The sequence below is a fragment of the Frischella sp. Ac48 genome (assembly GCF_019641635.1).
GTDB lineage: Bacteria > Pseudomonadota > Gammaproteobacteria > Enterobacterales > Orbaceae > Frischella > Frischella japonica.
Map to the genome: position 1 here is coordinate 106,785 of NZ_JAETXP010000009.1, position 26,002 is coordinate 132,786.

The 26,002-nt window shown below is 33.3% G+C and carries 20 protein-coding genes; 8 read left to right on the forward strand and 12 right to left on the reverse strand.

From position 1 onward, the window contains the following. The first annotated feature begins 173 nt into the window (after positions 1-173). Positions 174-2,441 (forward strand): heavy metal translocating P-type ATPase, encoded by a 2,268-nt coding sequence (locus JMI89_RS05330; RefSeq protein ID WP_220679504.1) that lies wholly within the window; start codon positions 174-176, stop codon positions 2,439-2,441. Positions 2,442-2,590: 149 nt separating this feature from the next. After that, positions 2,591-2,791: a heavy-metal-associated domain-containing protein gene (locus tag JMI89_RS05335; RefSeq protein ID WP_187754513.1), complete on the forward strand. Its 201-nt coding sequence runs from the start codon at positions 2,591-2,593 to the stop codon at positions 2,789-2,791. A gap of 61 nt (positions 2,792-2,852) precedes the next feature. Here the strand turns inward: JMI89_RS05335 and JMI89_RS05340 are convergent, their stop codons facing one another. Both JMI89_RS05340 and JMI89_RS05345 read right to left on the reverse strand, forming a co-directional pair. Beyond that, positions 2,853-3,305 carry a surface-adhesin E family protein gene (locus JMI89_RS05340; protein WP_220679505.1) on the reverse strand — a complete coding sequence of 151 codons (453 nt, stop codon included), beginning with the start codon at positions 3,303-3,305 and terminating at the stop codon, positions 2,853-2,855. 1,093 nt (positions 3,306-4,398) lie between these two features. Further along, entirely contained in the window at positions 4,399-5,241 is an 843-nt protein-coding gene (locus JMI89_RS05345; RefSeq protein WP_220679506.1) for a DUF6708 domain-containing protein, read from the reverse strand. 738 nt (positions 5,242-5,979) lie between these two features. On the opposite strand from JMI89_RS05345, the gene JMI89_RS05350 reads away from it, so the two are divergent. The 4 genes from JMI89_RS05350 to JMI89_RS05365 all read left to right on the forward strand — a co-directional run bounded on the left by JMI89_RS05350 (position 5,980) and on the right by JMI89_RS05365 (position 10,242). Beyond that, positions 5,980-6,399 carry an OsmC family protein gene (locus JMI89_RS05350; protein WP_220679507.1) on the forward strand — a complete coding sequence of 140 codons (420 nt, stop codon included), beginning with the start codon at positions 5,980-5,982 and terminating at the stop codon, positions 6,397-6,399. A 115-nt stretch (positions 6,400-6,514) separates the two neighbouring features. After that, positions 6,515-7,864 carry an APC family permease gene (locus JMI89_RS05355; protein WP_220679508.1) on the forward strand — a complete coding sequence of 450 codons (1,350 nt, stop codon included), beginning with the start codon at positions 6,515-6,517 and terminating at the stop codon, positions 7,862-7,864. A gap of 319 nt (positions 7,865-8,183) precedes the next feature. Further along, positions 8,184-9,443 (forward strand): putative DNA modification/repair radical SAM protein, encoded by a 1,260-nt coding sequence (locus tag JMI89_RS05360; protein ID WP_187754518.1) that lies wholly within the window; start codon positions 8,184-8,186, stop codon positions 9,441-9,443. Between the two features lie 7 nt (positions 9,444-9,450). Continuing rightward, positions 9,451-10,242, forward strand: a complete 792-nt coding sequence (locus JMI89_RS05365; RefSeq protein ID WP_220679509.1) for a TIGR03915 family putative DNA repair protein — start codon at positions 9,451-9,453, stop codon at positions 10,240-10,242. A 42-nt stretch (positions 10,243-10,284) separates the two neighbouring features. Here the strand turns inward: JMI89_RS05365 and recG are convergent, their stop codons facing one another. The 4 genes from recG to gmk all read right to left on the reverse strand — a co-directional run bounded on the left by recG (position 10,285) and on the right by gmk (position 15,574). Continuing rightward, positions 10,285-12,375, reverse strand: coding sequence for an ATP-dependent DNA helicase RecG (gene recG / locus JMI89_RS05370; protein WP_220679510.1), 2,091 nt, complete (start codon positions 12,373-12,375; stop codon positions 10,285-10,287). Positions 12,376-12,377: 2 nt separating this feature from the next. After that, entirely contained in the window at positions 12,378-14,486 is a 2,109-nt protein-coding gene (gene spoT, locus JMI89_RS05375; RefSeq protein WP_370633721.1) for a bifunctional GTP diphosphokinase/guanosine-3',5'-bis pyrophosphate 3'-pyrophosphohydrolase, read from the reverse strand. A 34-nt stretch (positions 14,487-14,520) separates the two neighbouring features. Further along, positions 14,521-14,811: a DNA-directed RNA polymerase subunit omega gene (gene rpoZ / locus JMI89_RS05380; RefSeq protein ID WP_187754521.1), complete on the reverse strand. Its 291-nt coding sequence runs from the start codon at positions 14,809-14,811 to the stop codon at positions 14,521-14,523. A gap of 142 nt (positions 14,812-14,953) precedes the next feature. Next, positions 14,954-15,574: a guanylate kinase gene (gene gmk / locus JMI89_RS05385; protein WP_187754522.1), complete on the reverse strand. Its 621-nt coding sequence runs from the start codon at positions 15,572-15,574 to the stop codon at positions 14,954-14,956. A 269-nt stretch (positions 15,575-15,843) separates the two neighbouring features. Between gmk and JMI89_RS05390 the strand changes: the two genes are divergently transcribed. Beyond that, positions 15,844-18,030 carry an extracellular solute-binding protein gene (locus tag JMI89_RS05390; protein WP_220679512.1) on the forward strand — a complete coding sequence of 729 codons (2,187 nt, stop codon included), beginning with the start codon at positions 15,844-15,846 and terminating at the stop codon, positions 18,028-18,030. A gap of 230 nt (positions 18,031-18,260) precedes the next feature. Here JMI89_RS05390 and JMI89_RS05395 read toward each other — a convergent pair whose 3' ends face one another. The 4 genes from JMI89_RS05395 to yeiP all read right to left on the reverse strand — a co-directional run bounded on the left by JMI89_RS05395 (position 18,261) and on the right by yeiP (position 22,382). After that, positions 18,261-19,481, reverse strand: coding sequence for an MFS transporter (locus JMI89_RS05395; RefSeq protein WP_187754524.1), 1,221 nt, complete (start codon positions 19,479-19,481; stop codon positions 18,261-18,263). 16 nt (positions 19,482-19,497) lie between these two features. Beyond that, positions 19,498-20,325 (reverse strand): MBL fold metallo-hydrolase, encoded by an 828-nt coding sequence (locus JMI89_RS05400; RefSeq protein ID WP_187754525.1) that lies wholly within the window; start codon positions 20,323-20,325, stop codon positions 19,498-19,500. Between the two features lie 309 nt (positions 20,326-20,634). Continuing rightward, positions 20,635-21,525: a tRNA 2-thiocytidine(32) synthetase TtcA gene (gene ttcA / locus JMI89_RS05405; protein ID WP_187754526.1), complete on the reverse strand. Its 891-nt coding sequence runs from the start codon at positions 21,523-21,525 to the stop codon at positions 20,635-20,637. Between the two features lie 284 nt (positions 21,526-21,809). After that, on the reverse strand, positions 21,810-22,382 hold the full coding sequence (gene yeiP, locus JMI89_RS05410) for an elongation factor P-like protein YeiP (protein WP_187754527.1): 573 nt from the start codon (positions 22,380-22,382) through the stop codon (positions 21,810-21,812). A 789-nt stretch (positions 22,383-23,171) separates the two neighbouring features. Here yeiP and JMI89_RS05415 point away from each other — a divergent pair. Then, a complete protein-coding gene (locus tag JMI89_RS05415) occupies positions 23,172-24,626 on the forward strand; it encodes an amino acid permease (RefSeq protein WP_220679513.1) in 1,455 nt (484 codons plus the stop codon). A gap of 349 nt (positions 24,627-24,975) precedes the next feature. Here JMI89_RS05415 and infA read toward each other — a convergent pair whose 3' ends face one another. Next, the gene (gene infA, locus JMI89_RS05420) at positions 24,976-25,194 is read right to left on the reverse strand and encodes a translation initiation factor IF-1 (RefSeq protein WP_024495300.1); all 219 of its coding nucleotides are present in this window, start codon (positions 25,192-25,194) and stop codon (positions 24,976-24,978) included. 151 nt (positions 25,195-25,345) lie between these two features. Continuing rightward, positions 25,346-26,002 (reverse strand): nicotinate-nucleotide adenylyltransferase, encoded by a 657-nt coding sequence (gene nadD / locus JMI89_RS05425; RefSeq protein WP_187754529.1) that lies wholly within the window; start codon positions 26,000-26,002, stop codon positions 25,346-25,348.

Consider the following 26,002-nt stretch of genomic DNA (forward strand, 5'->3'; position numbering starts at 1 on the left):
TTAAATATCAAATCGTAATCTGATTCCCAAATATAAGCCTAACTATTAATCAAGTAACTTGATGTAAAATTGTTTGACCTTGTAGTAACTTTAAAGATTATAGTGATGTTAAATACAAGATACTGATCGAAATTAATTAAAATTATTAAACATATCACTTATGAGGTAGATTTATGGTTAGTCAGCCTGGACAATCACATAATAATCATGTTGAACTCAATGAAAAACGTGAAAGTAAAGAGCATCGCGAGCATGATCATGCACATTGTTGCGATAGTGTGAAACAGCTACCACAACTCGATACTCATTTAATGATTCCTAATACCACATCAACGCGAGCTGTATATCGAATTCGTAATATGGATTGCCCGACTGAAGAGGCATTAATTCGTAAGAAGCTAGCTAATTTTCCTGAGATAACGCAACTTGATTTTGATTTAATACAGCGGATTTTAACCATACATCATCAACAGGCTTCGCTATCCGACGTTGAAGCAGCATTGGTCGCAATCGATATGTTACCAGAAGCGATTATTCAAACTGATGATCAAAATGTTAAAGAGTTTGCATCAGATATTAACTGGCTTCGGTTAGGCTTAGCTGGTACGATGGCTTTGACCGCTGAAGTTGCCCATTTTGCCAATGCACCAGATTGGATAACACTAATTTTGGCGCTTGTTGCTATCATTATTGGTGGATTTGAAACATATAAAAAAGGTTGGATTGCGCTTAAGAATTTTAATCTTAATATGAATGCATTGATGTCATTTGCTGTGACCGGTGCGTTGCTTATTGGACAATGGCCGGAAGCTGCTATGGTAATGGTATTATTCGCCTTAGCTGAAGCTATCGAACAAAAATCAATGGATCGGGCTCGTAATGCTATACAACAATTATTGTGTATTACTCCTGAACAGGCAACAGTATTGCAAGCTGATGAGCAATGGTTAGCCGTTGATATTAAATCCGTGCCAGTCGGTAGCATCGTTAGAGTAAAACCGGGTGAAAGAATTGCTCTAGATGGTGTGATTGTATCAGGCCAATCTACCATTAATCAGGCCGCCATCACTGGAGAAAGTTTACCGGTTGAAAAAGCGATTGGAGATCAAGTCTATGCCGGTACGATGAATGAATCAGGATCTTTCGAATTTAAAGTAACTGCGATTGCGGCACAGTCTACTATCGCCAGAATTATTAAAGCTGTTGAATCTGCGCAGGGAAGTAAAGCCAATACTCAGCGTTTTGTCGATATTTTTGCTCGAATTTATACTCCGGTGGTATTTGTCATCGCACTAGCTATCGCTATTATTCCTCCGTTAATAATGGGAGCGTTATGGTTCGATTGGATTTATAAAGCACTGGTTTTATTAGTCATTGCTTGTCCTTGTGCTTTAGTCATTTCTACGCCAGTTACAATTGTTAGTGGATTAGCAGCAGCAACACGTTATGGTATCTTAATTAAGGGAGGGATATTTTTAGAACAAGGACGTAAAATATCAATCCTTGCGGTAGATAAAACGGGAACTTTGACCAATGGTAAACCCGTACAAACAGATTTTGTTAAAATAGGAACATTAACTGAACAAACATGTCGTGAAATTGCAGCAAGTTTAGCAAATCATTCTGATCATCCTGTATCTAAGGCAATTACTTATGCAGCAGAACAAGATGGTATTGATTTATATAATGTGACTCATTTTGTGGCTGTATTGGGTCAGGGTATCAAAGGCATAATTGATGATCAGCAATGGTATTTGGGAAATCGTCGTATGGCAATTGAACATGGACTCGATCAACCTGAATTAGCACAACAAATTCAATATTTTGAACAACAAGCTAAAACCGTGGTGTTATTAATGAATGATAATACCGTGCAAGCTTTATTTGCTGTAGCGGATACAATTAAACAAAGTAGCTCTAAAGCAATTAAGCTGATTAAGCAAATGGGCATTAAAACATTAATGTTAACCGGTGATAATACTCTAACTGCAAATATTATTGCCAATGAAATTGGCATTGATGAAGTCAAAAGCCATTTATTACCAGAAGATAAATTAACTATAGTTAATGAACTTTTATCGATGGGGGTGGTTGGTATGGTCGGTGATGGTATTAATGATGCGCCGGCCTTAGCCAAAGCAAATATCGGATTTGCAATGGGATCTATTGGCAGCGATACCGCTATTGAAACGGCTGATGTTGCACTTATGGATGACGACTTATGTAAAATTCCACAATTTATCCAATTATCCAAAGCCACATCCAGGATATTGATTGAAAATATTGTGTTTGCATTAGTGGTAAAAATGCTATTTTTTATTTTAACGTTTATGGGGCTGGCAAATATGTGGATGGCGGTGTTTGCCGATATCGGTACCAGTTTGTTAGTGGTTGCGAATGGATTACGATTATTAAAAAAACGCTTTGATTTATCTAATTAAAAGATATGCAAGCTTATCATAAAATAATTAAAATTATTGCTAATATTACAAGTCATTTAGTTACAATATATTGGTAAATTATTTAGAATTATTTTGAAATAGATATAAAATAGCTTTAAATTTAGTAAACGTATTGTAAGAGGTGAAAGATGAAATTAGTTGTGGATAATATGAGTTGTCATCATTGTGTGAAAGCGATCACCAAAGCAATTAACAATATTGATTCAAAAGCACAAGTGACTGTCGATCTTGCCCAGAAAGAAGTGACAATTGAAGGTGGCACAATTTCGCAGGAAGCCGCAATCAAGGCCATTGATGATGCAGGATATCAGTTTGTTGGAATTCGTTAATATCCGAAAAAATTATGCTGATTAGATTTGATCAGCATAATTGTCAAGTTATAATATTTTGTCACTTATGATTTTGTGCTGGTAGCGCTTTATCACAGATTAATTCTTTCGTACTGCTTAAAAGGCTGTCTTCTTCGAGCGTTTGCCATTCATCTGTTTGCGCAGTATAAATAAGATTACCATTACCAAAATTATTATCGTATATATAGCTTTCTTGTAATAGATATTTCGGTTCTTGGCAATTGACGATATACAAATTCGCTTGGGAATTTATAAATATCTTATCTTCCTCAACATAAATAGGTACTAACTCATTAAACAACATAATAACTTGCCTTAAATTTTTTTCATTACTATAAGGTGATTGACTGTTTTTGACTATATAAATATCTGTAGTATCGTTTTTACCGACAAATATTAATTGATCCAAAGAATAAGGAGGGGCAATGTTGAGCTGAGCATATGATGTAAACGAACATATTAATAGCATAATATTTAATATAATTATTTTCATGTTATTTTAACCAATTTAAATGTAATTTTGGATGAATTTAACTTAATTCACTAACCGGAAGTTCTCCTAGTAAAGTGCAGTAAAGATCAAATCCTCGTGGGGTAGTTTTTTTCAATGAGTAAAAATGTTGCTGCGATATTTGAGGACCGTTTGATATCTGATACCTCATTATGATTAGATAGCCATTTGTTATTTTTTACTATGACAGTGTCACTAGTATAATAATTATTAACTATTTTTTGCCAATTAATCCAGAATAGAGTCTGAGTAATATTGTCAATAAAATGATATGGAATTTCGAATTTCCTCAAAAAGTATTGTTGGTCTTGATCATTTAAATTCAGTTTTCTATAACAAAGTAAATTTAAATCGTTAAACGCGATCGTTTTTGAAAATTCTTGAATACTATAGTTAATTAATGCAAACAAATGAATCATTTCACTAGTAATATTTGTTTGTATAGCATTTGAGTGATTGTGTTCGTAATAGGAATGATAATAATCAGAAATCAAAGTGGAATAAAATTTATCGTCGCATTGTATAAAATACTCTAATAAATTTTTTATATCCCTGCCATTATCAGGTGAATACACTCTGAGATAAAAAGGTAGCAAGAAACTTATCAATATCATGCGTTTTTTTTTCATTTTTTAAGCCATGTTATTGTTATTTATTATAATTATCTTAGTTTATAGCAGGTTGAAAGTTTGAGCAAACTGATTTATATGGTGAGTAGTAAATTTTGTGATTGTTATGAATCTTTGTGATGTGCAAATTGAGTGTAATTTGATATAAGTCAATTTAAATAATAGTTTAACACAAATCAATACATAAAATTATGAACGAATTGCAAATAAAATTTATAAACATTAACTAGTCAAACATCACCATTATCGCATTATAAATATCAAGTAATGATTAATGGTTAAGCTAGCAGTTTATTTTGATATAAATAGATGTGGGAACTCATAAATATTTTTATTATGATGTTTTCCATGTTTAAATAATTATGTCATGGATTAAAAAAGATTATTAATTTTTTATGTTAATAATCTTTTAATTTATCAATTGTCATATGGATGTTTCATTATGATTAATTTTCAGGATAACGTTGTTTGATTGCTGATAAATGTTGCAATGAAATAGCATTAAATGCTTCAATCATCCACTTTGGCCAACCTTGTCCTTCGATATAATGGTATTTGAAATTATGTTCTTGGTGAGCTTTATAATTTCCATGATTGAGATTAGCTAAATCATGGAAAGACATAAAATTATTGATCCAATACCATATATCAACATTCTCTTTTCCAATTCTATCACGGTCTAATATGATATGATCTATTGCTAAACTTGAGTTTGGTTTAAAGACCATTAACACGATACTTTGTCTTCGACCTCTACTTTCGTATCGCATGACCCCTTGTAAAAGCCGCCAATCATATTCTTTAATCCGTTTTTTAAACGGCAGAAGATAATATAACGGGTTACGCAATAATTTGAAATTAAAAAAATAGTTTTCATTGATATAGACTTTTTGCGTTTTACGATTAAAAATAATTGGACATCCGCGTCGACTAAAAATATCCATATATAACCTTGGTAAAAAGGCCAGATAAAGAAAACAAACAAGACCAAAAATCGTCAAAACATCAAAAAAGATTTTTCCTTCTATATCACTCTGAAAAACAACATCTGCCTGAAGGTCAACCTCATACAAAAATTCACAAGCATGTTTTAAAATAAGTAACGCCAATAAACAAATGACAAAGCTGACTATTGATCCAAAAACTTGCCATGTTTTTTTTATTCGGCGAATAGCACAATAATTGTCATTGACATAAATAATATTTTTTTCTGGACTTGATAAAAGATTGGATCCTTTTTGCAAATCCGCATGCCAACAGAACAATTGTGGCTGGTACTTAGATGGCATAATCTCTCCTACTGTAGGATATTATTAATTATTGAATAGTTAGAGAATAATAGTGTTTATTAGTATGATTAAGCCAATTCACCCTGTTCAATCATGATGAATAGTTAACGGAAAAATTAGGCTACATAGATATTATGCTATTATATTTTTTAAGTCAATTTAACTTATTGAGTTAAGATTTGTTGCTATTTTTTATAATATGAATTTATTAATTAATAATAAAAAGATACATCTAAAATGCATGCTTTTACTAAATTATACGACTGAAAAGCAATTATGTTGCAAATAATAACGCTTCATCTATGTTAAAAATGGTGTAGTGGAGTAAGTTTTAGTATGTCTTTGGTTACTATCTTAACTAAATTGGGATTTATTAATTATTGTCACGTCAAAAAATAAGTGGATATATTGATCCTGTGATTAAATATTCATTTTATTCTTTAAAGATTGATTGTTATTTGTTTTGCTATCATTATTAGACATATGTAAACTCTTATCGATTAAAAACGCTAAATCAGTTGGTTTGTAATCATGTAATTTTCGAATTATCAGACTTGTTTATGAATTTTATATTATCATCGATTGGATTTTTGGTATCCATTTGTTTATAAAGAAATTATTATCAATAGGCATTGAATTGGATATAGATAACTGGTTCGATAGTTACAGCAAGTGATTTTATAAGTTAAACATAATAGAATAAAATGATTTAATTCACAGTTAATTTAGGAGTTGAGTATGAAAGATCGTTTAAAATGGATTGATGAATTTGGTTTTATGGGTGAAACCGCAAGCGGTCACGCTTTAGTCATGGATGGTGGCTTAGAACATGGTGGCCGTAATCGTGGTGCACGTCCTATGGAACTTTTACTGCATGGTGCTGCAGGTTGTATGGCATATGATATCATTGCTATTTTAAAAAATGCTAAAGAAGATGTGCGAGATTTATGGATTGATATTGATAAAACTCAAGCTGAATCTTCACCCAAGGTATATACCGCGATTAATTTTCATATAGTTGTAACAGGCGAAAATGTTAAAAACGAATCGGTAGAACGTGCGATCAAACTTGCGTCTGAAAAATATTGCAGTGCTTCTATTATGCTAAGTAAAACAGCTAAAATGAGTTATACCTACGAAATCAGAGAACAAGAATAAATTAATCATGTTAGATTAAATTGTTATATATAAATGATAAATTGATCTTAGATGGTTTATCATTTTTTTTCTAGAATACTCTCTTACTTGTTTATACTCGTTAAGTGAGAATAATATGCAACAATTAACGAAAAGTATGCAGTTGCGGGATTTAGTAATTCTTGGACTATTGTTTATCGGTCCTACCGCACCAGTTGGTTTATTTGGCGTTCTTGATGCGATCAGTGATGGAGCAATTGCTTCAGTCTATATTGTATCGACAGTGGTCATGGCTTTTACTGCTTTATCGTATGCCAGAATGGCTAACCAGTTACCACATTCAGGATCTGTGTATGCATACTGCTCAGCGGGTATTCATCCTCATGCTGGTTTTTTAGTCGGATGGTTATTGTTGCTCGATTACCTTTTTATTCCAGCTGTTGCTTATTTGTTTAGTGGAATTTCACTTAATGCATTGCTTCCAGATATACCCGTTTGGATCTGGACTTGTTTCGCTGTAATTATTACAACGCTATTAAATTTAATCGGCTTTAAAAAATCAGCAATTATCACTCTGATCATATTAGTGATTGAAATTATAGTGTTAGCTGCTGTAATTATGACCGGAATAGCGATTATTTTCATACATGGAATACAACGTGATTGGTTGCATCCATTTATGGGAGGAGAACTATTTAATTGGAATAATTTATTTAGTGCTGTTTCAATCGCGGTACTGTCCTATTTAGGATTTGATGCGATAGCTACCTTCGCAGAAGAAAATGCAGGGCAGCGTAATTTGGTTAGTAAAGCTATTATTAGTTGTTTAATTTTAGCCGGTATTTTATTTGTGGTTCAAACGTATATAGGAGCATTATTAAGTCCTTATTCACCGGAATATTTACGCGCTAATCCAAATGTACAGGGAAAAATATATTATACTATTGTCAATGAGCAGTTAGGATTATGGTTAGGCTGGTCATTGGGTTTAATGAAAGCTATTGGCGCTGCGTTTGCGGCTATGGTAGGACAAGCAGCAGCAAGTCGTTTATTATTTAGTATGGGACGTGATAAACGATTACCAGCTTTATTAGCAAAAGTTGGCAAACAAAGTGGTGTTCCAACGATTGCCATTTTGATCGCAGCGGGTTTTAATTTATGTCTTGCTGCTTTGGCCGCTAACCATGCTAAAGGTTTACCAACATTGGTATCATTTGTTGATATTGGTGCAATTTGTGCATTTATTATGTTACATGTGTCAGTAATGGGCTATTTCAAAATTAAGCAAAAAACCACCGGACTGCGAGCATTGTTATTTGATATTGCACTACCGACAATCGGCATTTTAGTGTTGTTGCCAGTACTATTACACATTGATAATGATGCTAAAATTGTCGGCATTGTCTGGCTGGTGTTAGGTAGCTTGGTATTATTTTTTAATCGTCGTCAGGCTAATCTATCTTGGCTTGAATCAACTAACAATTAGCAATAATTTTTTTGCAGCTTTTCTAAGTAATTAAGTGGTCAATTTGTCATATCAAAGCGCCACTTAAATTCTCGTCAAAATATAGTCTAATTGTTTTCTCTTACAAGCAATCAGCCGTTTAGAATCCTAAATGAGTTATATTCAGCTGAGGTTGTTATAATGATTCACTAAAAAATAGCGATCCTATAATAATCGGTTTATTAATTTAGAAAAAATAATTTTTCAATTTAAGATGTTAATCAGTAATTTTTGATGACATATGTTACTTATTAAATTATACTGTTTAAATATACAGTTTATTTTTAATTGAAAAATATTCATGAAAGATTCGACAATAAAAAAACTTGAAATCCTGGCGGAATCAGCAAAATATGATGTATCTTGTGCATCGAGTGGTACTTCACGTAGCAATATCAAGGGTGGTATTGGAAGTGCACATGGTTGGGGAATTTGTCATAGTTTCACTGGTGATGGGCGCTGTGTTGCATTGTTAAAAATTATGCTGACAAATTTTTGTTTATTTGATTGTGCTTATTGTATTAACCGTAAGAGTAATGATATTCCACGCGCAGCTTTTTCACCCAAAGAATTAACGGAATTAACGATTGAATTTTATCGGCGTAACTATATTGAAGGGTTATTTTTGAGTTCTGGGATTATCAAAAATCCTGATCATACTATGGAAAGAATGTTACGTGTGATTAAGGATTTACGTACTGTTCACCATTTTAATGGTTATATTCATATGAAAACGATACCTGGTGCCAGTCGTGAATTAGTTTATCAAGCCGGATTATATGCTGACCGTTTAAGTGTCAATTTAGAAATCCCGACCGAAGCTAATCTTAAACGTTTAGCACCAGATAAAGATCATCAAAGTATTTATTCACCAATGAGACATATTCAACAACATTTATTGGAAAATAAAGAAGAGCGTAAAAAATATCGTCATGCGCCAAAATTTGCTGCCGCTGGACAAAGCACGCAAATTATAGTTGGTGCTACGGATGAGTCTGATAAGCAGATTTTAGAGCTTAGTTCAAAACTTTATAAACGACCTAGTATGAAGCGCGTCTACTATTCTGGTTTTATACCGGTCAATAGCTATGATAAACGTTTACCCGTTGTACAAGATGTGCCACGTAAGCGAGAAAATCGTCTCTATCAAGCTGATTGGTTATTGCGTTTTTATCAATTTGAAGTCAATGAAATCGTTAATGATGATTATCAGGAGCTTGATTTAGATATGGACCCAAAATTAGCTTGGGCAATTAGGAATCCGCAATTTTTTCCGGTAGATATAAACCGCGCCAGCTATGAGAAGATATTACGGGTTCCAGGAATTGGCCTAAAATCGGCAAAATTAATCGTTACTGCCCGCCAACATGGGCGGTTGAATATTGATGCTTTGAAAAGGATCGGAGTGGTACTAAAACGAGCTCAATTTTTTATTATTTGTGCAGGAATGCGAACATTTAAGATGCAAGAAGCATCAGCTGATTATATTCGATTATCATTACAAGAGCCGATACCATTAATTGAAACGGCTCAACCGCAACAGTTAACGATGCTTTTATAGGAATAGTATGCTGGTTTTTCGTTATGATGAAACTTTTGAAGGGTTATTGACCGCAGTATTTGATGCATTTGCATTGAAAAAATGGCCAGAGCAGGTATTAAGTCGGCATGACGTGGTACCTTTATTTACTAGTGAAGAGTATATCGTTTTCACGGATGATAAAAAAGCTGAACGTGTTAGTACTGCAATGAAAAAACGTCTACCAAATATAGCCTTAAATCAATTAACTTATGTGTGGTTTTCTGAATTACCTGAACGCAGTTCGCTCATTTTCCGCTATTTAATAAAACTCTTTAAAACAAAAAAAGATATTTCAACTAACTTTGCTGATCCAGATGTCTTAGCTGTGAAGCAATTAGCGAAAAAAGTATCAAATGAACGTCATTATTTAATGATGTTTGTCCGTTTTAATGCAATTGAAAATCAAGGTGAAAAAGTTTATTTTGCTACGGTAGAACCTAGGTATAATGTTTTACCATTAGTTGTTGCTTTTTTTAAAGATCGATTTGCTGATCAGAAATGGGCTATTTTTGATACTAAACGCCAGTTCGGTTATTATTTTGACCTTAAGCAGTTAGATCTTGTTACGTTGGATGAGCAAGCTGATTTGTTACTCGACGGTGCCATTAATCAAAATTATCTATCAGCTGAAGAAAGACAGTTTCAGAAATTGTGGTATCATTATTGCCAAGCTTTAACGATTAAGGAACGAATTAATCCTAAACTACAACGGCAATTTATGCCTAAACGCTTTTGGAAACATCTACCCGAAACTTGGCATAAAACATTTGATAACTAATATCAAAAAGTTTTATAGCAATATAACTGACATTTTCTATGTTTATGCATTGATATATTTGGTACGTTCAGGTAACCAACTATTAATGAATTTTAGTGCAATGTCAGGTTGAAATTTTAAAATATATTGCGCTACTTTTTGGATATGGTGAATTAACATTTGGTCGCGTATTAAGTCAACGACTCTAAAATCGGCTAGACCAACTTGTCGGGTACCTAAGATTTCGCCTCCACCACGAATTTCAAGATCTTTTTGTGCAATAACAAAACCATCATTACTGTCACGCATCACGTTCAGCCGTTGTTTAGTTACTTGACTTAGGGGAGCTTGGTACATTAATACACAGTGTGAGGTAGCTTGTCCACGCCCGACTCGACCTCGTAATTGATGTAATTGAGATAATCCGAGCCGTTCAGCATTTTCAATAATCATCAAACTAGCATTAGGTACATCTACACCAACTTCAATAACCGTGGTTGCAATTAATAACTGAATTTCACCCTGTTTAAATGCTTGCATAATCTGTTGTTTTTGCTGTGGTTTCATTTTGCCATGTACTAAGCCGACAGTTATGTTAGGTAATAATTGTTGTAGTTCTCTATAAGTCACTTCAGCTGCTTGGGCAGATAATATTTCTGATTCTTCCACTAAAGTACAAACCCAATAGATTTGCTTACCGGTTAAACAAGCTTGTTCAATGCGTTCAATAACTTGATCACGTCGTGTATTTGGTAATACTACTGTTGTGACAGGCGTACGTCCAGGTGGTAATTCATCAATAATCGATATATCTAAATCTGCATAAATTGTCATAGTAAGGGTACGTGGAATTGGTGTAGCCGTCATAATTAACTGATGTGGATAACGGTTATCTTTAATCCCTTTTTGCCATAAGGTTAAGCGTTGATCAACACCAAAACGGTGTTGTTCATCAATAATTACCAAGCCAAGCTGGGCGAATTTAACTTGCTCAACAAATACCGCATGGGTACCGATTAGGATATTCGTTTCACCTGATTCCAACTTGGCATAACATTCACGTTTTTGTTTAGCAGTTAACTTTCCTGCCAATAGATTGATCGTCAAACCTAATCGCGTAAACCACTGTGTAAAATTGTGATAATGCTGCTCAGCTAGAATCTCTGTAGGGGCCATTAATACGACTTGTTTATCATTTTCGACTGCATTAAGTGCTGCTAATGCAGCAACTAACGTTTTACCACTACCGACATCTCCTTGTACTAAACGCATCATTGGTTTATCTAGTGCCATATCGTGCCATATTTCTTGCACGACACGTGTTTGGGCTCGAGTTGGTGAAAAAGGCAAAGCCTCCAAAAAAGGGGTAATAAAACGATTTTTAACAATCATTGGGATTGCTAAATGGCTCTGATTCCGCGATTTCAATAACTGCATGCTCAATTGATATGCAAGAAGTTCCTCAAAGATCAGCCGTTTTTTGGCAGGATGACTACTGTCTTCGAACGATGCTATATCAATATCCAGAGGGGGTTCATGTAAAATGGTTAATGCTTGCTCTATACTGGGAAAATCCGCGATAAACTGTTTAGGAATAATCTCTTCTGTTGGATTGCGTGTTAGAAGTATTAAACTCAAATGTATAAATTTACGTATAATTGTTTGGGTTAAACCATATGTTGCGCCGTAAATCGGAGTATATTTCTCAGTTTCAAGATTCGTGAATGCTTGGGGGATATCGCGAACTTGTATTTGGGGATGAATCATTTCTGGATAAAGTTTGCCTTTTTTAACTTCACCATATGCTTTTACCCATTTTCCAGTTGCAAGATTTTGTTGCATGTTTGGATAAAAATTCATAAAACGTAATGTAATGATTCCGCTTTCGTCTCGTATCGTGCAAATTAACATTCTTTTTTTAGTAAAAAGGATTTCGGATTTAATGATTTGACCTTGAACAGTGGTATGTTCACCGATGATGATTTGTGCGATAGGACTATAAGTTGAACGATCTTCATAGCGTAGGGGTAAGTGTAGTAACAGATCACGAATGGTGTAAATACCTAGATGATTAAACTTTTTAGCTAATGCATCACCTAATCCAGGTAAATGACTAATCGGTAAGTGTTGCAATAATCGTTTAGAGACCGTCATAATTAATTGATATTACGTACTACACTGACTACATCCTGCTGGAGACCGATTTTTCTAATAATTTCATTTAGCTGCGTAAGATTTTTTACTTCAATATGTAGGATAATCGTATAGATTCGCGAATCTTTCTCTTCAGTATTTAGCCATTTCACGTTGGCTGATTCTGCTTTTATCGTCGAAATGATATATTCTAAGGCATTAGCAGTATTATCAGCGATATCAATTAGTACTTCTGCCACTAATAATTGATTTATTGACGGTGACCATTCTAAGGCAATATATTTATCAGGTTGATTTTGATAACCGGTAATATTTCGACAAGATTCATGATGAACGGTTAGCCCTTTTTCTGGATTAACACGACCAATAATAGGATCACCCGGAATAGGATGGCAACATTTTGCAAAGGTGACTAAGAGTCCTTCAGTTCCGGTAATTGCCAATTTTTTAGGGATTTTACTATCGTCAATAATCTCACTATGGTCAATCCCTTTGGCAACTAATTGACTCATTATATTACCGAGACCGATTTCAGCTAATAGATCATCAAAACTATTGAGCTTAGCAAAACTAACAATCCGATCAATGATTTTGGCTGGCACATTTTCAACACCACCTTTATCTGCCAAAGCATAACCTAAAAGTCGTTTACCTAACATGATAGCATCATCACGTTTTAAGTTTTTAAGAACTTGTTTAATACGTGAACGAGCTTTAGAGCTAACCACAAAATTTAACCATCCAGGATTAGGTCGACTATAAGCGGAAGTAATAATTTCAACCGTTTGACCATTAGATAAAGATTGTGACAATGGATATGGTTTACGATCTACCAATGCACCTACACATTGATTACCAATATCAGTATGTACGGCATAGGCAAGATCAACTGGTGTAGCTCCTTCTGGAAGCTCAACGATTCTTCCTTTTGGCGTGAAAACATAAATCTCTTTAGGAAAGAGTTCTGATTTTACATTTTCAATAAATTCAAAAGAATTTCCTGCACTTTGTTGTAATTCCAATAATGTTTGCAACCAACGTTGTGCTTTAATCTGTGCAGTTGTATGTTTAAATTTATCTTTCTTGTTGTACATCCAATGTGCTGCTACACCCATTTCAGCGATTTGGTTCATATCCTCGGTACGAATTTGAATTTCAACTGGGGTACCGTGGGGACCGATCAATGAAGTGTGGAGTGATTGATATCCATTGGCTTTTGGTATTGCTATATAATCTTTAAAACGATTATGGCGTGGTTTGTATAAGTTATGAATTAGACCGAGTACACGATAACAATTGTTCACATTATTGACAATAATGCGAAAAATATAGATATCCATGATGGTTTGGAAGCGTTGTTCTCGGTGTTGCATTTTCTGATAAATGGCATAAATATTTCTTTCAATGCCTTGTACCGATGCTTTAATTTTCGCTTTCGATAAACGTACTTCAATTTCTGACAGAATTTGTTGGATTAATTCTTTACGAGTTTGTCTAGCTGATATGACAACCTTATTTAAAACTTGCGCTCGATTGGGATACATAGCCGTAAAACTTAAAACTTCTAATTCTGTTTTAATGTGATGAATTCCTAAACGATGAGCTAAAGGTGCGTAGATTTCCAGCGTCTCTTTTGCAATTCGCCTTCGTTTGTCTGGTCTTAGTGAATCAAGCGTTTGCATATTGTGAGTACGGTCAGCAAGCTTAATCAAGATAACCCGTACATCTTCCACCATAGCCAAAACCATTTTACGAAAATTTTCCGCTTGTGCTTCCTGACGATTGCGAAATTTCAATTTATCTAGCTTAGAAACACCTTCTACTAATAAACCGACAGGTGCACCAAATTTTTGAACTACATCTTGATAGGTTACAGGCGTATCCTCAATGGTGTCATGCAATAAAGCGGCAATGATCGCCTCATAGTCTAATCGCATGTTTGCCAGAATACAGGCAACAGCAACTGGATGAATTATATAAGGTTCGCCGCTGGCGCGAAATTGTCCATCATGAGCGCTATATGCAAATACATAAGCTTCCCAGATTCGCTTAATTTGCTTACCGGGAAGATACGTTGTGATCAATTTTTCCAAAGGGGAAAAATATTGCATATCCGCAGACATTGTTTTGATACTTTAATGCTGATTATTCGTAAGAAGATTCATCTTCAAAAAGAATAGTATCATGTAAAATAGAGCGGGTTTCAGTTTCTTTTTCTTGGCGAGCCTGATACTCAGAAGCATCAAGAATATTTTTGTTAATAAAACCTTCTTCAATTTCACGTAATGCAATAACGGTTTCTTTATCGTTTTCTTCAGAAACCAACGCGGCTTTACCTTCAGCCTGTAGTTGATGTGCGCGTCTTGCGGCGATTAAAACCAGATCAAATCGATTACCAATGATATCAACCGCATCTTGAACCGTTACACGTGCCATGTTTACCCCTATATTTTTCCGAAATGTTAAAGATTTTCTTAACCTAATCTTTAATTTTACTGAATTTTAAAATAGATTGCTATGCTTATTTAATTGTTATCATTATTATATTTAACTTTTTAAAGAAAAATTTTCGTAAATTTTATTTAAGTAATTGATTTATAGTGTTTTTGTTGTTTATTTGTTGTTTCGTTGTTTTCAAACTTTCAGCAATGATAATTGACGATAGTTGTTCCAAAGCAGTACTAAAATTTTCGTTAATAATTGTATAGTCATATTCAGCGTAATGTGACATTTCTCTATGTGCCTTTTGCATACGTTTTTCGATCACTTCTAGCGAATCCTGACCACGTTTAAATAACCTTTTTTCTAGTTCGGTTATGGAAGGAGGCAGAATAAAAATACTTTTAGCTTGAGGCATTTTTTCTCGAACTTGTCTAGCTCCTTGCCAATCAATATCCAGAAAAATATTAAATCCTTGCGCTAATTTTTGACTAATAGCGGATTTAGACGTACCGTAGTAATTACCAAATACGGTAGCATGTTCAATAAAAGCATCTTGTTTTATTAATTTCTCAAACTCATCATTTTGAATGAAATAATAGTGTTCCCCATTATTTTCACCAGGTCTTGGTGTACGTGTTGTATGTGAGATAGATACCATTGCTGGATGAGGATTAGATTGCATTAAATAAGCGTTAATTAAACTTGATTTTCCCGCACCACTTGGCGCTGAAATAATAAAAAGTGTTCCTGTAAACATTATATTTTCAATATCAATGAATTTGCATCTATTATTCATAAAAATGAGTAAAAAGAAAATAGAATAATGTAAAAAACAATCAATCGGTTGTGATAATTATTATTATTTTTACAACTACCTTGAGTGCTCACCAATTATTGTGATTGTTCTAAGCTTAAGATTGAATATAAAAACAAATGTAAAGTGATATTTACTGTAAGGTCCAACTGCAAAATCCATTAACTTTATGATATCATTACAAATATTGTTATTCTTCTTATTTTTCAACTATGACCACAATTAAAGATATCGCTAAATTAGCTGGTGTTTCGCATGGTACTGTTTCCAATGTGTTAAATGGGAGGGGAAATGTTAGTGTCAAGAAAATCAAATTAGTTGAAGAAGTCGCACAAAAGTTGGGATACCAATTAAATGTCCAAGCTAAAATATTAAAAGAAGGCTTTGCTAAAACGATATCGATAATTTTACCCAATGTAATAGCACAGCAATTTAGTTATCTTTATAACAAATTATTTATATCTCTAAATGAATTGGGATATGAAACAACTATTTATCTAACCTATAATACCCAAGAACTTGAATTACAATTTATTCAAAAAATTGCCACGAAACGTGATTTAGCCATTATTACGGTTTCGTGCCTTGATAATGCCCAAGTCTATTATCAAAATTTAGCGATTCCTCGCGATAAGATTATCTTTGTTTATAATCGTCCAAAGTTAGCAGAAAAATTCATTTCGCTCGATTTTAAACAAGCGGGAGAATTTATGGCAAAAGCTATTATGGCTAGAAACTATCATAATATTGGTCTATTAGTTGATGCTGAAAATAATACTTATGCTCATGTATTTAAGCAAAGCATGTTAGGCAAATTTAAACAGTCAAAATATCTAATTAATGTACATAATCAATTAAGCTCAAATTGTACAGAGTATAATAAGGCTTTTGATTTTTTCAGGGATCCTGATATAAGATTTGATGCTATTGTTACTAGCGGAATTGAAAAGGCACATTATATTAAAAATGCATGCTATTTTGGTTCTCAGCAACATTGTCCGCCTATTTTTACACTGAGTGATAACTGTTATGCATATCGAGATGATTTTTACCAATATCAAATGCATTATGGGTTATTAAGCCAATCGATTGTCAATGTGATCGAAAATAAAAAATTATCACCTTCAATTGATAATAGTTATCGACTTTTAACCTCATTTAAGAGTATCAATAATATTGAAAAAGATACTATTAACGTATTAGTATTGCCGAGTCCAACTACCGAAATCGTAAAAAAATTATTACCTCATTTATATAAAAAAACCGGTGTTACCGTAAATTTGATTATTAAATCGTTTGATGAGGTACATAAAATTCTGCATAATTTAGATAAATATCCCGAAATTGATGTTGTCCGGGTAGATATTGCTTGTTTTCCATGGTTCGCTCATTCGGCTTTTAAACCGTTAACCAATCTCGATGTTAATCTTGAGCAGTGCTTATCTCAATACTCAACTTATATTGTTGAGCGTTTTAGTTATATCAGCGGTGTCCCCTATGCAATACCCTTTGATCCAAGTATTCAAATGTTATTTTACCGGAAAGATATTTTTAATGATCCATTGGTTAAACGTTATTATTTTGAAAAATATCGGCAACAGTTAATGGTCCCAACAACGTTTAGTCAATTTAATCAGCTGACTGAGTTTTTTAATCAATATTTCAACCCCGAATCACCGATAAAATTTGGTAGTTGTGTAACATTAGGTAATCCAAAAATTTTAGCTTCGGAATTTTTGTTAAGATACTATGCTCATGGCGGTTCATTAGTCCAAAATGATCATATTGAATTAAATAAAATTACTGCATTGATCACCTTACGTGAATTTGAAGAATTTATACACACCGCTAAGAATTTAGATGCTGATTGGTGGCTTGAATCGGTTAAACAATTTGAACGTGGCAATATTGCTATGTTAATTGTCTATATGAATTTATTTTATGGTGTATTTAATCATCGTATTTTACCTCTTACTGGCTATGCAGCCGTACCCGATAATAAACCTTTATTAGGTGGTGGATCTTTATGCATGTCAAAATTTAGTGGAAAAGATAAAGCAGTTTCTGCATTTTTTAATTGGCTTTTCTCGTCAGAAATTAACGAACAGATCGCTTTGCTTAGCGGTTCAAGTTTTACGGATAATATTTCTATGAGTCAACAGGTCATGAATAATTATCCATGGTTAAATATTGCTAAAACAAACTATCTTAATGGAATTCGAGAAAACTCGATTAATAATAAATTTTATTTAGATTTACCTCAAATAGAAAAAATTATTGGTCATCATCTTTTGTTATGGTCAAAACAACAATACAGTATTGAAGAAACAATAAATAATTTGAATATTGAGTTAGCTAAAAAAACCGGAGAATTATTAAACTCGGGGCTAACAGTTTAGATAGATTTCTAAATTAAAAAATAATTATTTGTTATTTTGAATGTTGTGATTGAATTTTATTGGCTAGAATATTTAAGATAAAAAAATTGCTAATAACCCATGAAATTATTAGCAATTTGAGTCACATTCCCTGTAATTAGAAAATTATTATTATTATTTTGATATTATTTTATTATTATTGTTGTTTTATTATTGTTGTATTCCCTCTCCCTTCATCATTATATTAAAGCTTATTGATTTGTTTTTTTCGCTAATACATCTTTGTCATTAAAGAAAATCCAGAAACCTACTGCTACTACTGCGGCAACGACTGCTGGATAGATCCAAAATTCCTGCCATTGAACGGCGGCTTGTGGCATTGTTTCTTCTGTAACAATACGGTTATTAATAAACCCACATACAGAGGCAGCCATAAAAACACCGAATCCATTTGAAACAATAAAGCGTAATCCTTGAGCTTGGGCTTTTATATCTGTGCTAGCTTTTCTATCGATATAGATGTCACCTGCGGTGAAAAAGAAATCCCAGCAAAGACCTTGTAGTAATAGTGCCCCAATAACATAATATAAATAATTTTCCGATACAGCTGCTTCAGAGAGCATTAGACAGCGGATAATCCAACTGATGGCGCCAAATAAAATGACTTTTTTAAACCCAAATTTGCTCAAAATAAATGCTAAGAAGACCATAAAAATAACTTCTGTAGCAGTCGCAATTTGCATCATTGATGCTGGATCAATTTGTAAAACTGGAAAATAGACAGGAAGATAAGCACTATAAGCGGTTTTAGATATCATTAATATAAATGTTGAAAACATAAAAACTGAGAAGTATTTATCTTTAAATAAAGATAATGCATCTAAGCATAGGATTTCTCGCATTGAAATCGTTTTGTTTTTAGCCGCTGGGGGTGTATTAGGTAAAGTAAAACAATAAATGCCATAAATGATTGAGGCACCAGCAGCCAAAATAAAGGTGTTAGTTGTTTTTGTGATATTAAGGACTTTGTCACCCATTAAAAAGCCTACCGTCATAAAACCAATAGTTCCAAACACACGCACAATCGGGAACCATTTTACACCATCAATATGCCTAAAACTTACACTGTTTGCCAGCGCGGTAGTCGGATAGAATAATAGACCGACTAAAAAAATCATAATTAAAAAACCAACTTCATTATGTTCATGAATAAACATAGGAATTGAAAAAAGTATTCCGGCGTTTAATAAATGTAAGATACCCATTACTTTTTGCGAAGCAAAAAATCTATCAGCAATCATTCCTACAAAAAGAGGAGAAATAATAGTAGCTACACCCAACATTGAATAGGTTGAACCCACTATTTCTTTTAAACTGTAAGCGGCAAGGACTGCCCCAATTACCATATTCCATGCACCTTGCACAAAATATTGCAAAAACATCATGACTAATAAGCGGGGTAATTTAAACATTATTTATATTTCCTTTTTAGACCATTTTTATTAAGCCATCATAGGCAACTTCAATTTTATATGGTTTAAATATTTCAACTAATTCATCATGCATAAACCCACAGCTATGAGAATGATGAGATGTTATCAATTGTGTTTGTTCATGGAAAATATTCTCACTAAGCATTCTTTTTTGTGCAGCTAACACAGTTTCAATACTCATATGATTATCTGTTCTATCATTTTGTCGGTAGCCATAGGTGCATTCAAATACAGCTAAATCTGGCTGTATACCACTATCTTTTAACCACTGCCATGTTAGCTCAGGAAAATATCCTGAATCGTGTCCATATAATATGGTTTTTCCACATTTTTCAATTAAATAAATATAACAAAACTCCCACTTAGCATGGTTAGCTAATAAAGGTGTAATTCGGTATCCACTTGATGTTGTTACTGTTTGAAATGGTACGATTAAATTAAATACAAAACGTTCACTACTATATTCAGGTAATACATGTAAGCAACCATTAATCGCAACATCGTTTCCATAAATATATAATGGATGGGTAATGTTAAACCCAAAATTAATCATACGACTATATAAATCACCAACATTAAAATGATCGGGGTGTGTATGCGTAAAGATTAAATCTTTTATTTTTGTTACATCAATGTTTTCGCGCATTACTTGATAACTAAATTCAGGGGCAAAATCAATCTGCATAAGATCATCAATAATAACAGAACTTCGTGTTCTTACATCCTTACCTTTTTGGACACGTGTTTTTTCACATATTTCACATTTACAAAAAGGATTAGGAATACCTTCTGATGCAGCGGTTCCAAGAAATTGGATCTTCATTTTTATCTGAACACCTAAATTTATTCGATTAACTATTTGTTATTCTATACTATTTTTTTTTATATTGGAACGTTTCAATTTAAAAAAAATTAATTTCCTAAATCATAAATTTCGACGATGTTTTTTTAAATTGTATTATTCAAAAAAATTATTGAAATAAAAATGGACATTGTTCTATTACCATGTGATTTGAATAAAATGGCGAAGTTTTTACTTTTTATAATTGGGAAGGATTTTTAGGTAGATGAAACGAAAATATTAAGCTATTAAATATTTTCGTTTTTTAATCGGTACTAATTTAAAATTAGGTTAGACTTCTTTCCATAAAATCATTGCTTCGGATGAAATTTCGCTCGCATCAAAACTATTAATGGGGAGCGTTTCTTCATCAAAGGCAATATCACCACCATCGATAATTTTGTCACCTTTTTTAATTTCTTTGAAATCAAATACTTTAGTGTCACATAAATGAGAAAGGGTAATATTTTGAGTTGCTCTAAACATGGTTTCAATGCGACCAGGGAATTTTTTATCCCATTGCGTTAGCATATCTTTAATCACTTTGCGTTGTAAATTAGGTTGAGAACCACATAAATTGCATGGAATGATTGGGAAGTTTTTTAACTCTGCGTATTTGGCAATATCTTTTTCTTTACAATAAGCCAAAGGACGGATCACAATATGTTCACCAGTGTCATTCATTAGTTTTGGTGGCATTGCTTTCATTTTTCCACCATAAAACATATTAAGAAATAATGTTTCTAAAATATCATCGCGGTGATGACCGAGGGCAATTTTAGTCGCCCCAATTTCGCTTGCAGTACGGTATAAAATACCCCGTCGCAATCGTGAGCAAAGCGAACAAGTGGTTTTACCTTCTGGGATCTTTTCTTTTACAATACCATAAGTATTTTCACTTACAATTTTATATTCGATACCTAAAGAAGAAAGGTATTGTGGTAAAACATGTTCAGGGAAGCCTGGTTGTTTTTGATCAAGATTTACTGCTACTAGCTCAAATTCGATGGGGGCGCTGATCTTAAGGTTGATAAGAATATCAAGCAAGGTATAACTGTCTTTACCTCCTGATAGGCAAACCATGATACGGTCACCATCTTCGATCATATTAAAATCGGTAATTGCTTCACCAACTTGACGTCTTAAGCGTTTATGTAATTTATTTTGATTGTAGGTTTTCATTAAAATAGACTTTATTAATAAATAATGAATTTGGATAAAAAAGATAATTGGTTAATATCTGTACTAAATTTTGCTGACATCCGTTGAAACTCTAATAGTTAATTTTAAAAAGTATCGTTAAAGGAAAACTATGATTTATATCAAGTTAAATTGATTGCTTAGTGATGTAAATAGTTACTCTATCTTAAAGCAAAATTTATTAGGAATATGATCACAAGAGCTAACCTATAATATGATTCAAAAGTAAATTAAACAGTAAAAAGTAATACAACGGATATCTCTTATTAATCAGCTCGACTCATAAAACGACGTTCGACAACATGAATCTTTATTTTTTCACCATTATTGATATATTCAGGAACTTGCACGGTTAGGCCAGTTGTGAGTTTAGCTGGCTTGGTTCGAGCACTAGCTGAAGCACCTTTAATACCGGGATTGGTTTCGATGATTTGTAACTCAACGGTTTGTGGCAATTCTAGAGCAATAATTTGACCATCTACTGTTAATACTTGAATACCTGGAATGCCACCTTCAGGAATAAACAATAATTCATCTTCTATTTGATCTTGTTTAAATGAATAAGGTGTAAAGTCTTCATCATCCATAAAAACATATTCATCACCATCAATATAAGAAAAAGTAACTGGTCGACGACTTAATTCGATTGTGTCTAAAATATCATCACCTTTGAAGCGTTCTTCAACTTTTAAACCTGTTTTTACGTCAGAGAAACGCATTTTATATAGTGTACTCGCGCCACGAGCGCTAGGACTTTGCACTTCAATATCTTTAACTAAAAGTAATTTTCCATTATAGCTGATCGCATCGCCGCGTTTTACTTCATTTGCTTTTGCCATGATTCAGTTTTTCCCGTTTTGTAATAAACTTCTATTAATCTAAAGACGGCTATTTTAGCGCTAACTTGCTATGATAACCAATCATTTTCTTAAATAGGATTGTTAATGAAGCCGCCTCTTTTAATGTCTCACAATCATTGTGGTACTGGTTTGATTGTGCCAGCAATTAACCCTAACAATAGCGAGTAAACAAGTGGGAATGGCGATAATTATTTGGGTTGAGCAGAATTGTTGACGCTAATTTGTTCAATTCTCTGTTATCTATTCTAGCGAATAATCTAATTTAATCGATAAACATGTTTATTCTACTAAGGCGTTGGAAATTATTCTAACTTATAACTATCTAAAAAATAGCCATTCAATTGTTTTTAACGACGGTAAAGAGGCAAAAGTGTTAAAAGTTAAATGGTTATATCAGTTTTTTTATTAATATACCCAGCTTATTTAAGCTAGCTATTATTTTATAAGTTATTCCAGTGCTATAGGAACAATAATGAATTATCCTAATATTATCAAAAAGCTACTATCCAAATTTCGGCTTAATATTTAAGTCAATAAAATTGGTAAAACGAAAGACCATTTTTTACTCAAATTAGGTCATTTAAAGCCAATGCCAAATTTACTGTAATGACAAGCAGGAACTATCAAGCAAATTATCAAATGTTAAGCAAATTACTTGTTAATGAGTATTGGTTCTATTTAATAGAATTAGTTAATTATTAGAATTATTTATCTCGTAATAGTAAATTTTTGCTACACTTTGTTAAATTTTTTTATATTTTATCGGTTATGCAAAATAAACTTAAACGTGATCTTAAAGCTCGTCATTTATCCATGATTGCGATTGGTGGTTCAATCGGAACTGGATTGTTCGTGGCATCAGGTGCGACTATTGCGCAAGCAGGTCCTGCTGGTGCTTTACTTTCTTATGCCATTATCGGATTAATGGTTTATTTTTTAATGACAAGTTTAGGTGAACTGGCCGCTTATTTACCAGTATCAGGAACTTTTGCCACGTATGGCGCTAAATATGTTGATGAATCTTTTGGGTTCGCAATTGGTTGGAATTATTGGTATAACTGGGCGATAACGGTTGCGGTAGATTTGGTCGCTGCCCAATTAGTGATTTCATATTGGTTTGACTTGGGTAGTTATAGTTGGTTATGGAGTTTACTCTTTTTAATGATCATCTTTTTCCTTAATGCTATTTCAGTTAAAGGTTTTGGTGAAGCAGAATTCTGGTTTTCATTGATAAAAGTTGTCACTATTGTGATTTTTATTGCTGTTGGTTTATTAATGATTATTAGCATTTTGAAAGGGAATATGGGTGCTGCGATTGTTTGGCAAAATTGGATAATAGATGATGCGCCATTTGTAGGTGGATTTTCATCGATGATTGGAGTGGCAATGATAGTCGGTTTTTCATTTCAGGGCACTGAATTGATTGGTATTGCTGCCGGTGAATCCAAAGACCCTGAAAAGAATATTCCAAAATCAATGCGGCAAGTTTTTTGGCGTATTTTACTGTTTTATATTCTGTCTATTTTGGTGATCAGTTTTATTATTCCTTATACTGATCCGCGCTTGTTACGTAATGGTGAAACCGATATTAGTGTGAGTCCGTTTACATTAGTATTCCAAAATGCTGGATTGTTGTCTGCTGCCGCATTAATGAATGCGGTAATTTTAACCTCAGTGTTATCGGCAGGTAATTCGGGGTTATATGCATCAACACGTATGCTTTATGCGTTGGCTAAAGAGGGGAAAGCTCCTAAAATTTTTAGTCGCTTATCTAAGGGGGGAGTTCCAAGAGTGGCATTAATTGCAACAACGATTGTAGCAATGTTATGTTTTTTAACCTCTATGTTTAAGGACCAACAAGTCTATTTATGGTTACTAAACTTATCCGGTATGACAGGTTTTATCGCATGGTTAGGTATCGCGATTAGTCATTATCGTTTCCGAAAAGGATATATTAGACAAGGGTATAATATTTATGATTTACCTTATCGTTCAACCCTCTTTCCATTTGGACCAATATTTGCCTTTGTGTTATGTTTATTTATAACGTTAGGGCAAAACTATGAAGCGTTTTTACAAGATAAGATAGATTGGTATGGTGTACTGGCTACTTATATTGGTTTACCGCTATTTTTCCTTATCATGTTTACTTATAAGTATGTGAAAAAGACTAAGTGGGTAAGCTATGAAAAAATGGATTTTTCTCGTATCAAAGAAAATTAAACCCAACCAAATTTAACAATTTTAATTTGTAATTTTAGCCGGTATATTTCCGGCTAAATTTTTTTATTTAGCTCAATATGAGGACAACAGTTCCGTATAAATTTTTACTAACTAATTGTTAAAAAATATTTTTTCATTAACTATTTTGTAATGACATGGCATTTTGAAATAGATGATAAAATTTATTGTATTTAAGCTGCGGATATAAATTAAAATTAAGCGGATGAAAAATTTGCTAATTTTAAGTAATTCTACGGTCTAAGATTTATTAAAATAAAAGCGATAAAAACCCATATCGCGCAAAATGCGCGATACAACAATAGCTACTGTAGTGAGATTATTATTAGGTTTAACGACTACGAAAGATAATGCGAGCTTTTGATAAGTCGTAAGGCGTCATTTCAACAGTAACTTTATCACCTGTTAAAATTCGGATATAGTTTTTACGCATCTTACCAGAAATATGTGCTGTTACTACGTGACCATTTTCTAACTCTACACGAAACATAGTATTAGGCAATGTTTCAAGTATAGTGCCTTGCATTTCAATGTTATCTTCTTTTGCCATTGGTTCCTCGAAATATTAATTTGTACTCAAATTGCTAATGATTAACAAATAACTATCCATTTTAAGGGGTAGTTATTAAATATAATTTAGCCGGCGAAATGATGCCGAAAAAAGTTACAGAAGTAAAGTGATTTCTGTTATTTTTCATTAATTAAGCGCCATATAAATGTTGTGTTTGAATATATTGCCAAACTTTTGGTGGTAATAACGACTGATAATCCTGACGATTTTCAATATGCTGTCTAATTTCCGTTGCGGAGATGGCTTTTAAGGGCGTATTAGCAAAGTATATTGATCCACAAGGGTTTTGTTGAAGATCGGTGATATTCTTTGTGCTATGCTGTAATAGCCATTTTTGTAACTGAAGATTGTCAGTTGTATTGGTAAAACCGGGACGGGGACAGATTAATAAATGACAATAATCTAACAATGATTGCCAATGATACCACTTAGGTAAATTACATAATGAGTCCTGACCAATAATAAATGCTAAGCTCTTATGTTCACCATATTCAGACCGCCAGTTTTGTAAGGTATCAATAGTATATGAGGGTCTATTAGGTTTGGCGTGAGTGATTTCACGAACGTCAATTGAAAAAAGGGGGTAGTCTTCAATTGCTAATTTAATCATTGCGAGGCGTTGAGCAGTTGTTGCTTTGGGTTGTGCTTTATGTGGCGGAATGTAATTGGGTAATAGACTGATGTGAGTTAAGTTAATTTCTTTAGCCAATGCCATGCTCGGTAGTAAATGACCATAATGAATCGGATCAAAGGTACCGCCAAAGAGTGCTGTCAAATGGCCGGACAT

Excerpts from the sequence above, each read along its gene's own strand:
- JMI89_RS05415 (WP_220679513.1), top strand. The coding sequence starts at position 23,172 with ATGCAAAATAAACTTAAACGTGATCTTAAAGCTCGTCATTTATCCATG.
- infA (WP_024495300.1), bottom strand. The coding sequence starts at position 25,194 with ATGGCAAAAGAAGATAACATTGAAATGCAAGGCACTATACTTGAAACA.
- JMI89_RS05355 (WP_220679508.1), top strand. The coding sequence starts at position 6,515 with ATGCAACAATTAACGAAAAGTATGCAGTTGCGGGATTTAGTAATTCTT.
- spoT (WP_370633721.1), bottom strand. The coding sequence starts at position 14,486 with ATGCAATATTTTTCCCCTTTGGAAAAATTGATCACAACGTATCTTCCC.
- JMI89_RS05365 (WP_220679509.1), top strand. The coding sequence starts at position 9,451 with ATGCTGGTTTTTCGTTATGATGAAACTTTTGAAGGGTTATTGACCGCA.
- gmk (WP_187754522.1), bottom strand. The coding sequence starts at position 15,574 with ATGTTTACAGGAACACTTTTTATTATTTCAGCGCCAAGTGGTGCGGGA.
- JMI89_RS05330 (WP_220679504.1), top strand. The coding sequence starts at position 174 with ATGGTTAGTCAGCCTGGACAATCACATAATAATCATGTTGAACTCAAT.
- JMI89_RS05345 (WP_220679506.1), bottom strand. The coding sequence starts at position 5,241 with ATGCCATCTAAGTACCAGCCACAATTGTTCTGTTGGCATGCGGATTTG.
- JMI89_RS05395 (WP_187754524.1), bottom strand. The coding sequence starts at position 19,481 with ATGTTTAAATTACCCCGCTTATTAGTCATGATGTTTTTGCAATATTTT.
- JMI89_RS05350 (WP_220679507.1), top strand. The coding sequence starts at position 5,980 with ATGAAAGATCGTTTAAAATGGATTGATGAATTTGGTTTTATGGGTGAA.
- JMI89_RS05340 (WP_220679505.1), bottom strand. The coding sequence starts at position 3,305 with ATGAAAATAATTATATTAAATATTATGCTATTAATATGTTCGTTTACA.
- JMI89_RS05400 (WP_187754525.1), bottom strand. The coding sequence starts at position 20,325 with ATGAAGATCCAATTTCTTGGAACCGCTGCATCAGAAGGTATTCCTAAT.
- JMI89_RS05335 (WP_187754513.1), top strand. The coding sequence starts at position 2,591 with ATGAAATTAGTTGTGGATAATATGAGTTGTCATCATTGTGTGAAAGCG.
- JMI89_RS05360 (WP_187754518.1), top strand. The coding sequence starts at position 8,184 with ATGAAAGATTCGACAATAAAAAAACTTGAAATCCTGGCGGAATCAGCA.
- ttcA (WP_187754526.1), bottom strand. The coding sequence starts at position 21,525 with ATGAAAACCTACAATCAAAATAAATTACATAAACGCTTAAGACGTCAA.
- recG (WP_220679510.1), bottom strand. The coding sequence starts at position 12,375 with ATGACGGTCTCTAAACGATTATTGCAACACTTACCGATTAGTCATTTA.
- yeiP (WP_187754527.1), bottom strand. The coding sequence starts at position 22,382 with ATGGCAAAAGCAAATGAAGTAAAACGCGGCGATGCGATCAGCTATAAT.
- JMI89_RS05390 (WP_220679512.1), top strand. The coding sequence starts at position 15,844 with ATGACCACAATTAAAGATATCGCTAAATTAGCTGGTGTTTCGCATGGT.
- rpoZ (WP_187754521.1), bottom strand. The coding sequence starts at position 14,811 with ATGGCACGTGTAACGGTTCAAGATGCGGTTGATATCATTGGTAATCGA.
- nadD (WP_187754529.1), bottom strand. The coding sequence starts at position 26,002 with ATGTCCGGCCATTTGACAGCACTCTTTGGCGGTACCTTTGATCCGATT.